Here is a 10,775-nt window from a genome sequence, read left to right on the forward strand (position 1 = left end):
CAATCCACATTATGTTTCGCACGCGTTGCGCTCCAGCGGCAGCCAGAGCATGAAGCGCGTCCCAGTCGCTCCGGAATGCCAGGAAGCCGTACCGCCGACGGCCTGTGCGCGGCGCCGCTGATTGGTGAGGCCGCGTCCGGCCGTCGACCCCAGCACGCTCTCGACGTCGAACCCCTGACCGTTGTCTTCGATTGCTACCTGTACGCCGTCCGTCTCGACGGCGGTGCTGACCCGGATCGCGCTTGCACGGGTATGGTGCAGGACGTTGGCGATGCTTTCCTGCACGATGCGCAGGATATGCAACGCGCTGCTGGGATCGAGCCAGGCCAGCGTGGGCAGCTCCTGCACCTCCCACCGCAGCGCGATGCCCGCGCCCTCCAGCCGCGATTCCAGCCGGAACCGCAGTGTCGCCAGTAACAGCAGCAGGTCCGCTTCGACCGGCTCCATCGAATCGATCGTCAGCTTGAGGTCGTCGAGGCAATGCTTGAGGATCTGCGAGACGTCGGCGTCGCTCGCGTCGCCCCGCTCGACGGAGCGAATCGCGCTGATCAGCGACGAACCGAGTCCGTCGTGCATGTCCTGCATCAGGCGCTGGCGCTCGTTGCTGATCGTCTGCCGCCGCTCCGCCTCGCGCAGCTGCCGGTGGCTGAGTTCGAGTTCGGCTTCGCGCGCCTTCAGGCGTTGCGCGAGGCCGGCGTTGAGCTGCTCGACTTCTTCGATGGCGCCGACGTAGCGCCGGTACATCAGGATGGCGAACGTGCAGAACGTGGCGGCGTTGGTATAGGCCCCGAGGAACCAGCCCTCCAGGCTGACGACGTTGTTGTACAGCATCCAGTCGGACATGCCGAGCAGCACGCACAGCGCCACGCCCGCCGCGATGAACCGTGCCTCGCTGGAGCGGCGCCACGCGCTGAAGAGGCCCACCCCGCCGACCGCCGCGGCCATCAGTATGGCAACGGCATAGATCGCCGGAACGATGACGGGCACGTCCGGCAGCACCGGCAAAACCGCCACGAACGGCAGCGTCAGGACGGTGACCAGCGCGGTGATGGCGACAACCGCAATGGTCAGCCCCTTGAGCGCGCGGCCGTGCAGCAGGCGAATGTAGAAATGCACGACTGCGATCAGCCAGAAGAGCGAGTTGATCGTCAGCCAGGCGAACCAGTCGCTCGTGACCGGCAAGCTGACGTAGTAGTGCAGGTGCGCAACGAACGCGGTGGCGGCGAGGCTGAAAAACAATAGATAGCCGGTTTCGTGGCGGCGCCTGAACCACACGAACAGCGCGAAGATGCCCACCGCGAGAAACGCCGCGCCGACGGTCGCCGGCAGCTCCCGCTGCAGCCACTGGCGCGTGTGGTAGCTCCCGCGCAGCGTGTCAGCGCTCCCCAGCCAAAAGGAGGAAAGGGCTACGCGCGTGCCGGCGGTGTGTTCCAGGCGGATCAGAACCTCGGCTGGCGGCGTGTCGCCGGCGCCGCTATCCAGGGGTGTCCATAGCGGCGTAAACAGGCTGTTCCACAGCGGGCCTTGTTCCTGTGCCCGAGCCACCAGCCGGCCATCAACATACATCGCAATGGTGCCGTCGGTCCTGGCGCGGGCGCTGTACAGCACCCATGGCCCGACGGGGATGGGCAATGCGCGTAAGGAAAACCTGACCCACGTGACGCGGACATTGCCGGCGGAAGGAGCGGCCGGCTTAGCATGGGCCGGATGCCCCGCGGCGTCGGGCAAGTCGGAGGGAAGCGTCACGTCGTGCCAGGAATCCGGCAGCGTGCGGCTATCCAGCACGTGCGGCGGCGCGCTGAAATCCGGTGCATCGGTGACTTGCCAGTCGGCCTGCGTGAGATGCACGGCTGTCTCGACCGGCTGTGTGCGGCCCGCTTGCGTGTACCAGACACCGACGCCAATCAGTAGCGCCACGGAAAATAGGAATATCCCTACGGGAAAAATACGTAAAGGACTACGGATCATTCAGCAGCTCTCTCGACGGGCCTCGATCTCAAGCAAACGACACAGCACGTACCCCAGCATCCCCTACCTAGTCCGCCAACAGTCCCAGTGTCCTGGCTTCATAAATGGCTTCGGCCTTCGATGAGACCTTCAGCTTGCTGTAGATGCGCCGTACGAAGGTTTTCACGGTGAAGGGGGAGAGTTGCATCAGCGTGGCGATTTCCTGGGCCTGGAAGCCCTTGGTAATCAAGCCCAGCACTTCCTTCTCGCGGGTGGACAGCAGGGGCGCAGGCCCTGCTTCCGGTTTGCCGCCTTGCCGCAAACGGTCGAGTATCTGCCGCGCGATGATCGGGCTGATCGGACTGCCGCCGTTTGCGACGCAGCGGATTTCGTCGATGATCCGCGCGGGCGAGCTGTCCTTCAGCAGATAGCCGGCCGCGCCAGCTTCGATCGAACGCATCACGTGGGTTTCGTCGGTGAAGCTGGTGCTGACCATGATGTTGCAGGCGGTCCATTGCCGGGCCGCGGCGCGGATCACATCGATACCTGAGCCGTCGGGCAGCCCCAGGTCGACCAGCAGCACATCCGACGGCGGCCCCTTCAGCAGCGCGAGTCCTTTGGCGCGGGTGCCGGCCACACCGGTCAGCTGCATGTCCGGCGCACCATGCACTGCCTGACTCAATCCATCGGCGAAACCGGCATCGTCCTCGACGATGGCGACGTGGATGGACCGCGACTCCGGGGCAGCGAGCGTGGATTTTGTGGCGGCTACATGCTGGAAATGCATTGTCAGGCTCTCGAAGGCAAAAGGAGCGGGCGCGATGACGCGTCGTCATCCCGATCGGTGAGGGATGACGACTGCTTGTGTCACGGTTCTGTGCCGCTACGCGGCGGCAAGCCCATTTATGGCGCAGCGATGATTTGCACGCGGCGAGAAAGAGAGCATGGTGTTCAAGCGCCACGGCCCAGGCGCTTGCATCGCCCGTCGCCGGCTTCAGTCTTCGCTTTCGATACCTGTGAGTGCCGACGCCATCCCCCGATATGGCGATGGGGCGAGTGTACAGTCAGCTTTTTTTTGAAAATTGATCGTGCGTCTCAGTTTTTGAAATTCTTTTTGATGATTTTTTAACTATCCAATCATGCATTCCGGCGCGCATATGACATGTCACCGCTGGATTTCCGGGCGCTGACGGTGGGTGGGCCGCCGCGCCAAGCGGCCAGAGCGGGACGATTCAAGCAGCCGTGCACGGCTAGCGGGGCAACAGTCCCAGTGTCCTGGCTTCATAAATGGCTTCGGCCTTTGAGGTGACCTTCAGCTTGCTGTAAATGCGGCGTACGAAAGTCCTCACGGTGAAGGAGGATAAGTTCATCAGCGTGGCGATTTCCTGGGTCTTGAAGCCCTTGGTGATCAAATCGAGCACTTCCTTCTCGCGGGCGGACAGCAGGGGCGCGGACGCTGCTTCCGGTTTGCCGCTTTCGACGCCGTCCTGCCGGAGACGGACGAGTATCTGTCGCGCGATGATCGGGCTGATCGGACTGCCGCCGTTTGCGACGCTGCGGATTTCGTCGACGATCCGCGCGGGCGAGCTGTCCTTCAACAGATAGCCGGCCGCGCCGGCTTCGATCGAACGCATGACGTTTTTCTCGTCGCCGAAATTGGTGCTGACCATGATGCTGCAGGCGGTCCATTGCCGGGCCGCGGCGTGGATCACATCGATACCCGAGCCGTCGGGCAACCCCAGGTCGACCACCAGCACATCCGACGGCGGCCCCTCCAGCAGCGCGAGCCCTTCGGCGCGCGTCACCGCGGCGCCGGTCAGACGCATGTCGGCCGTAGTCCGCAGCACTTCTCCCAAAGCATCGAGAAAGCCGGGGTCGTCTTCGACGATCGCGACGTGAATGGCGGACGGTTCCGGGGCGGTGTGATCGGCTTCCATACGAGCGAGATTCTACGAGCGAGCGGCCCATAGCCGATATAGCACGTTCGTGCGACAGACGTATCCAGTCCGCATCAATACACTCGGCCCAATTTTAAAAAACGCGCTACGGGGAAACGGTGCACCGCGCGCATGGCACGACCGGGAAACGGCTGCGCCGTGCGCCTGCGCCGGCTGTTCTGATCCGACGGGGCGAAGTTGTCTCCCTCCGTGAACCAGCCTCGTCCGTTTGGGGACGGCCAGGCATGCATCAGTGCGTTGTCCGTATCCAGCGGTTTCCTGGTAATACAGATCCTTAGGGTCGGCCTGACTGCCATGAAAGCTGAGAACGAAGACACCGCACTAGCCTTGGGAAACAGAATCCGCTCCCTGCGCCAGAGGCTGAAGCTCACGCTCGATGAGACGGCGACAGCGGCGGGTATTTCGAAACCCTTTCTGTCGCAGGTGGAGCGCGCTCGCGCAACCCCATCGCTTACGTCGTTGGCCGGCATTGCGCAGGCGTTGGGTGCCACGTTGGAGTACTTCGTCGACACGCCGGCTGAAGCCCGCCCGGTATGCAGAGTCGAAGAGCGGAAGTTCTTCGGGTTTGCCGATTCGGCTAACCAGTTTGGATGGCTCACCAACCTGTCGATGGACAGGAAGCTGGACGCCATTCTGGTCCGGATGCCGGCCGGCCAGCAACGCTCCGAAGTCACGACGCACGCCGGTGAAGAGTTTCTGTATGTGATCAGCGGGCAGATTGCGCTCACGCTGCAGGGAACGACTTTTGATCTGCAGGCGGGGGATACCGCGCATTACGAGTCCACGGTTCCTCACGCATGGGCCAATACGGGCGACGAGGAGACGGTACTCGTCTGGGTCGGTACGCCCAGGCTGTTTTAGAGATTCCTGCAGAAAGGGTTTGACAAGAAGGGGGCTGACAACAGGTGAGGCTGGCAATTCCGGCATGACCCGACTGGCCCACCGTAAAAAGTCAGAACCTCATGCCGATAACACATAGTACGATGCCCGCGCATCGTAGCCCGTCCGTACAATGTCAGCGAAATGCACCCCATGAACACAGGTCCGGAACCGATCCCCATCGATGTCGAGGACGATCCTGGCCTCGTCGATGCGTCGAGCTGGGTCGTTCGGGCCGGCCCAGGCAAGGGGGCGGCTTGAGATATCGCCCCACGCCGCTCGCCGCCCATGCGGTGTTCGTCTTTTCCGTGGCGCTGCTGTTCATTGTGGGCATCTTCTATTCGCAAGCCGGCAGCGAGGAGACGCCGGCCGCCAGCCTGCACCTGACACAAGCCGACTGGCAGGTCGACGATGTGCCAGGTTTCAGCGAGCCGCCGCCCACGCTGGACAGCTCGTCATTGCCGGATACCTGGCAGCGTGTCGCGCTGCCTCTCGCCCGGTCCATCGCTCTGGCGCGCCAGGCCGGTAGTGCAAAAGCGACGTCCAGGGGCAGCCGCACCACCTGGCTCAGGCTGTCCGTGCACGGATTGCCCACACGTTCCGCTCGCCTGGCGCTATATGGCATACGCATCAAGACGGACGGCACCATCGCGGTCTATGTCAACGGCCAATTGGTGCACCAGGCGCAAGAACAAGGTCCACTGTGGAACAGCACCCGTACGCCGCTGTGGGTCGTGCTGCACAGGCATCCCGGCGACGCGCCGGTGAGCGAGATACTCATCCGCCTCGAGCACTCCCAGGCAACCCAGGTGGCCGTGTCCTCGCTGTGGCTCGGTTCCGTTGAGGCGCTGAAGGGGCGCTACAACACGCGCCAATGGCTGCAGCAGCAACTGCCTGCAGTACTCAGCGCGGCGTTTCTGGCAGTTGGCGTGTTTGCGCTATTCGTGTGGTTCCAGCGTCGCAACGAGACGGCCTACCTGCTGTTCTTCAACCTCGCGGTCACCTCATTCCTGCGCAGCCTGCACTTCTACGTGGACTTGCCGGTCGCTAACGACTGGTTCGCCTGGCTGACGGTCAACTCCCTGTTGTGGCTCGTCATCGTCGTGCACTTCTTCCTGCGTCAATTGCATGGCCGCCCGCTCATATGGTTCACGCGCGCACTGGTCGGGGTGACCGGCCTGATTGGCGTGCTGACGCTGCCGGTGCTGGCGGTGGTGCCCAACACGCCCAAAGTCACTCCGCTGATCTATCCGATCGCCGCGCTGATGGGCGCGAGCGTCGGAGTGGTGGGGGGCATCCATGCCTGGCACCGTTCCGAAGAAGCGACGCTGGTGGCGCTCGGAGTAGGTGTCTGCACTTTGCTGGGCGTGTCCGACTGGCTGCTGCAGAACAACTTCGTCAGCCCGGAAGGCTTTTATTTCGGGGCCTACACCAACGCCATCACGTTCGGTATTTTCGGCACCCTGATGTACCGGCGCTACGTCAACGCTATCGTCGAAGTCGAGCGTGCCAACGTGAACCTTGCTCAACGCCTGAAAGAGCGCGAAGCCGAACTCGAACTCAGCCATCAGCGGCTTCGTGAAGCGGAGCGGCAGCAAACGATCAGCAACGAACGGCAGCGCCTGATGCAGGACATGCACGACGGTCTCGGTGCGTCCCTGATCAGCGCGATTCGCTCGGCGGAGCAGGGGGCGTTGAGCGACGCCGACGTCTCGCACGTTCTCAAGAGCTGCCTGGACGACCTGAAGTTGACCATCGATTCGATGGAGCCGGTCGAGGCCGACTTGCTGCTGTTACTGGCCACCCTGCGCTTCCGGCTGGAACCGCGCCTGGAAGGCACGGGCGTCGTCTTGCGCTGGGACGTACGGAAACTGCCGACCCTGTCGTGGCTCGACCCTTCGAGCGCGCTGCAAATCCTGCGCATCGTGCAGGAGAGCATCGCCAACATCCTGCATCACACACGCGCCAATCAGATCCGGGTAGGCACGGCGGCGCAGGCGGACGGCGTGCTGGTCATCGTGGAGGACAACGGGCAGGGCTTCGACGTGCAGCGCGCGCTGGCCGCCGGCAAAGGACGCGGCCTCTCCAACCAGCAGCGCCGGGCCCAGGCCATCGACGGCGTCGTTGCCTGGGCATCGGGACCGGGGGGGACGCGCTTCACGCTCTGGCTGCCGTTGAGGCGCGAGCCGCGAGCCGTTTAGGGTGCTCGCCTTGCGGCGGAGCTAGTGCTCGTCGCCGATCGCTTGTCGCCGCTGCGCTTCGTGCCGATGCTGCCGGCGTGTTTGGTCTGCTGATTCCGCATGTGAAGCCGGGCTTCGTCGATGAGACGCTGCAAGAGCTTCAGCGCGTGGCCGAAAGCCATGTACCGGCGATATTGGCTAAAGGTGACATCTACTGGATCTGACGGCGGCGAGCACGACGCCGGCCTGCAAACACGCCCAGTTGACTGCCGTGTGACATTTCAATCCGCGAGCCGTCGGGCAGCCCCAGGTCGCTGTAGTCCTTTTGTGCGACAGATGAGATCGGCCCCCGTCGATATACTCCGATCAATTCCAAGATAAGCAGTACACGGGGAAATACACCATATGCGTTGCACGGGGAAACGGCTGCCGATCAGCTCAGGTACGGCAGTCATAATTCACGAACAATCCACACGAATCCCGACGGCCTTGCCGTTAGGGATGCTACCTATCGACCCCCATATCGGTTGAGACCAGACGGTCATCAGCGGGGCGTCGTTGCAATCCCCATTCTCTTTCTTGGTGCTCGCGGCAGCTCGCCGCGGGTGACGGATTGTCCACACACACGGGTTTTTCTCGGAGGGGTTCATGTCAGATAGTTTGCAGAATTGGGTCGGGCGCAATCGGCCGCCGCGTGTTCAGATCACCTATGACGTCGAGCTGGGAGACGCCATTGAAAAGCGTGAATTGCCGATGGTGGTGGGCCTGATGGCCGATCTGTCGGGGCAGCCGGCTGAGCCGCTGCCCAAGCTCAAGGAGCGCCGTTTCGTCGAAATCGACCGGGACAACTTCGACGAAATCATGGGCAAGGTCGCGCCGCGCCTCGACCTGAGCGTGCCGGACACGATGAAGGGCGAAGGCAATCTGAAGGTCGAGCTGAATTTCAACCAGTTCGCGGACTTCCATCCGGACAACCTGGTGCTCCAGGTGCCGCGTCTCGCGAAGCTCGTAGAAGCACGCCAGCAATTGCGCGACCTGCTCGCGAAGCTGGACGGCAACGACGAACTCGATTCGATCCTCGAACGCATTGTTCTGGATGCCGAAGAGTTGAAGAAGGTGCATACCCAGGCGCACGCAAGTGACGCGCCGGCAGCACCGGCGGCCGAAGACACGCCGTCGGCCTGACGCAAACAATCTCCGCGTCGCAGACGCAACGAACTCCCCAAGGGTGATCCAGATGGAAACGAATTCCGCCGTCGAAGGCGCAGCAGCCGCGACGAATACGCAGGAAGGCGCGCTGAGCCTGCTCGATCGTATCGTTCAGGAAGGCAACATGGCCGTGGAGCCTTCGCAAGGCGTCTACGCCAGGAAGCTGATCGGCCAGCTCGCATCGCAGATTCTCGACGAAGGCATGCGCACGAGCCCGGACAAGAGCGTCGTGGACATGATCCACGAGCGTGTCGCCGAAATCGACCGCCTGTTGACCGACCAGATGAATGCGATCATGCACGACTCCGAATTCCAGGCGCTCGAAGCGTCGTGGAGCGGTCTGCACGATATGGTGTACGGCACCGAGACGGGCACCAACCTCAAACTGCGTTTGCTCAACGTCTCGAAGAAGGACCTGCTCAAGGACCTCGAGTCGGCTGTCGACCACGACATGAGCGTGCTGTTCAAGAAGGTCTATGAGGAAGAGTACGGCACGTTCGGCGGTCATCCGTATTCGCTGCTGATCGGCGACTACACGTTCGGCCGTCATCCGCAGGATATCGCGCTGCTGGAGCGCATCTCCCGCGTGGCCGCGGCAGCGCACGCGCCGTTCGTCGCGGCGGCGGCGCCCAGCCTGTTCGACATCAAGTCGTACACCGACCTGGGCGTCACGCGCGATCTGTCGAAAATCTTCGAGAGCGCTGAATTGGCCACCTGGCGCGGCTTCCGGGATTCCGAAGATTCCCGCTATGTCTCGCTGGTCCTGCCGAGCTACGCCGCGCGTCTGCCGTATGGCGCCAGGACGAAGCCCATCGAGTCGTTCAATTTTGAAGAGGACGTCGACGGCACCGATCACAGCAAGTATCTGTGGGCGAATTCTGCCTACCAGCTCGGTCTGCGCATCACCGATGCCTTCGCGAAATACAGCTGGGCGACCGCGATCCGCGGCGTGGAAGGCGGCGGCAAGGTGGACGGTATCGCCGCGCACGCCTACAAGACGAATGAGGGCGATGTCGCGCTCAAGTGCCCGACGGAAGTGACGATCACGGATCGCCGCGAGAAGGAATTGAGCGACCTGGGCTTTATCGCGCTCGTGAATTCCAAGGGCTCGAACTACGCCGCGTTTTTCGGCGGCCAGACGGTGAACAAGCCGACGCTCTACAACAAGGATGCGGCCAACGCCAATGCGCAACTGTCGGCACGCCTGCCGTTCGTGCTGGCGGCGTCACGCTTCGCGCATTACATCAAGGTCATCATGCGCGACAAGGTCGGCAGCTTCCAGACCCGCGCCGATATCGAGAACTACCTGAACAACTGGATCGCCGACTACGTGCTGATCAATCCCTCGGCATCGCAGGCGCAGAAGGCCCGTTATCCGCTGGGCGAAGCGCGGGTGGACGTCACCGAGGTGCCGGGCAAGCCGGGCGCCTATCGCGCGACCTGTTTCCTGAAGCCGCACTTCCAGATGGAGGAGCTGACAGCTTCGATCCGTCTGGTGGCGGATCTCCCGGAAGCCGCAGCCTGATGCGCGATGTGCGGCCTCGCGCCGCACATCGTTACGTATGCCGTAAATTTCAATATCAAGGTCAGTCATGGATACGATCATTCTGAAATTCAAGGATATCAAAGGCAATGCGTTGATCGACGGCTTCGCCGACGGAATTCAACTCATGTCGTTCTCCCACGGCGTGTCGATGCCGATGGGCCGCGACACGGCGAACACGGAACGTACGCTGGGTCGTCCGACGTTTTCCGAAGTGCAGGTCAGCAAGATCACGGACCAATCGACGCCTGCGCTCTACAGCGCCTGCGCGGCAGGCACCAAGCTCGGCGATGCCACGATCTCGATCGGCCGTAACGAGGGCGGCAAGTTCATGCTGCAGATGAAGTACGTCCTCAGCAACGCGATGATCGCCAATGTGAGCACGAGCGGCGGCGGTTCGGAAATGATGGATGCGCTGTCGATCAACTTCTCGCAGATCACGTCGCAATACACGCAGCAGAAAACCGACTCGACGAAGAAGGGCAACGCGTCGTTCGGCTGGGATCTGTCGACGAACAAGGCGGCGACGCCGAAGACGTGACGCGACATCGCCCGTGACGCGACGGGCGGCGCATGAGCCGCCCGTCGATCTGCCTTTACGACCTGCCGACCATGACTCATCGCTATCCGGTACCGCTGTTCGAGCGCTTGGTGAACGACGCCGATGCTTCGCTGCCCGAAGAGGATTCGCTTCGTCAATCGATCGCGCGCGAGCTGATGCGTCTGCTCAACACGCGCTCGCATCTGACGATGGAGGCGTTCGCGCACAGCGATGGGACGGTCATCGATTACGGCGTGCCGGATTTTTCGGAGCGCTCGCTGCGTTCGGGCGAGGATCGCGATGCGATCGCCGCCGCCGTCGGCCACGCGATCACGCTCTTCGAGCCGCGTCTCGTCGACGTGAAAGTGTCGTTTTCCCTCCCGCCAGAGCGTGAGCCGTATGCGGTGCTGACCATTGGCGGACGCCTGAATGCCGGCCCCTCGGTCGAGCATGTGTCGTTCGAGCTCGAGACGGTCAGTCGCGATGCCGTCGATGCGCGCTGGACGGAGCGTGCCTGA

General features: G+C 62.7%; 10 protein-coding genes. 7 read left to right on the forward strand and 3 right to left on the reverse strand.

Annotation, left to right across the window (positions count from 1 at the left end; translation table 11 throughout):
* Positions 1 to 9 precede the first annotated feature (9 nt).
* From L0U81_RS20295 to L0U81_RS20305, 3 genes are all read right to left on the reverse strand, one after another.
* Complete coding sequence (locus tag L0U81_RS20295; protein ID WP_233805303.1) at positions 10 to 1,968, reverse strand: sensor histidine kinase; 1,959 nt, start codon at positions 1,966 to 1,968, stop codon at positions 10 to 12.
* 67 nt (positions 1,969 to 2,035) lie between these two features.
* On the reverse strand, positions 2,036 to 2,734 hold the full coding sequence (locus tag L0U81_RS20300) for a response regulator (RefSeq protein WP_233805304.1): 699 nt from the start codon (positions 2,732 to 2,734) through the stop codon (positions 2,036 to 2,038).
* Positions 2,735 to 3,197: 463 nt separating this feature from the next.
* Positions 3,198 to 3,884, reverse strand: coding sequence for a response regulator transcription factor (locus L0U81_RS20305; RefSeq protein ID WP_233805305.1), 687 nt, complete (start codon positions 3,882 to 3,884; stop codon positions 3,198 to 3,200).
* Between the two features lie 315 nt (positions 3,885 to 4,199).
* Here L0U81_RS20305 and L0U81_RS20310 point away from each other — a divergent pair, with 315 nt between their 5' ends.
* The 7 genes from L0U81_RS20310 (at position 4,200) to tssE (ending at position 10,775) form a co-directional block, all read left to right on the forward strand.
* Positions 4,200 to 4,766 carry a helix-turn-helix domain-containing protein gene (locus L0U81_RS20310; RefSeq protein ID WP_233805306.1) on the forward strand — a complete coding sequence of 189 codons (567 nt, stop codon included), beginning with the start codon at positions 4,200 to 4,202 and terminating at the stop codon, positions 4,764 to 4,766.
* Positions 4,767 to 5,041: 275 nt separating this feature from the next.
* Positions 5,042 to 6,985, forward strand: a complete 1,944-nt coding sequence (locus L0U81_RS20315; protein WP_233805307.1) for a sensor histidine kinase — start codon at positions 5,042 to 5,044, stop codon at positions 6,983 to 6,985.
* A gap of 77 nt (positions 6,986 to 7,062) precedes the next feature.
* On the forward strand, positions 7,063 to 7,188 hold the full coding sequence (locus L0U81_RS33570; protein WP_267957147.1) for a hypothetical protein: 126 nt from the start codon (positions 7,063 to 7,065) through the stop codon (positions 7,186 to 7,188).
* A 424-nt stretch (positions 7,189 to 7,612) separates the two neighbouring features.
* The gene (tssB, locus tag L0U81_RS20320) at positions 7,613 to 8,149 is read left to right on the forward strand and encodes a type VI secretion system contractile sheath small subunit (protein ID WP_233805308.1); all 537 of its coding nucleotides are present in this window, start codon (positions 7,613 to 7,615) and stop codon (positions 8,147 to 8,149) included.
* Between the two features lie 52 nt (positions 8,150 to 8,201).
* Positions 8,202 to 9,698, forward strand: coding sequence for a type VI secretion system contractile sheath large subunit (tssC, locus tag L0U81_RS20325; RefSeq protein ID WP_233805309.1), 1,497 nt, complete (start codon positions 8,202 to 8,204; stop codon positions 9,696 to 9,698).
* Between the two features lie 67 nt (positions 9,699 to 9,765).
* Positions 9,766 to 10,257 carry an Hcp family type VI secretion system effector gene (locus L0U81_RS20330; RefSeq protein ID WP_233805310.1) on the forward strand — a complete coding sequence of 164 codons (492 nt, stop codon included), beginning with the start codon at positions 9,766 to 9,768 and terminating at the stop codon, positions 10,255 to 10,257.
* Positions 10,258 to 10,289: 32 nt separating this feature from the next.
* Complete coding sequence (gene tssE, locus L0U81_RS20335) at positions 10,290 to 10,775, forward strand: type VI secretion system baseplate subunit TssE (protein WP_233805311.1); 486 nt, start codon at positions 10,290 to 10,292, stop codon at positions 10,773 to 10,775.

Source organism: Paraburkholderia sp. HP33-1 (assembly GCF_021390595.1).
Taxonomy (GTDB): Bacteria; Pseudomonadota; Gammaproteobacteria; order Burkholderiales; family Burkholderiaceae; genus Paraburkholderia.

Coding starts and splice junctions, on each gene's coding strand:
- L0U81_RS20295 (WP_233805303.1), bottom strand. CDS start 1,968: ATGATCCGTAGTCCTTTACGTATTTTTCCCGTAGGGATATTCCTATTT.
- L0U81_RS20300 (WP_233805304.1), bottom strand. CDS start 2,734: ATGCATTTCCAGCATGTAGCCGCCACAAAATCCACGCTCGCTGCCCCG.
- L0U81_RS20305 (WP_233805305.1), bottom strand. CDS start 3,884: ATGGAAGCCGATCACACCGCCCCGGAACCGTCCGCCATTCACGTCGCG.
- L0U81_RS20310 (WP_233805306.1), top strand. CDS start 4,200: ATGAAAGCTGAGAACGAAGACACCGCACTAGCCTTGGGAAACAGAATC.
- tssB (WP_233805308.1), top strand. CDS start 7,613: ATGTCAGATAGTTTGCAGAATTGGGTCGGGCGCAATCGGCCGCCGCGT.
- tssC (WP_233805309.1), top strand. CDS start 8,202: ATGGAAACGAATTCCGCCGTCGAAGGCGCAGCAGCCGCGACGAATACG.
- L0U81_RS20330 (WP_233805310.1), top strand. CDS start 9,766: ATGGATACGATCATTCTGAAATTCAAGGATATCAAAGGCAATGCGTTG.
- tssE (WP_233805311.1), top strand. CDS start 10,290: ATGAGCCGCCCGTCGATCTGCCTTTACGACCTGCCGACCATGACTCAT.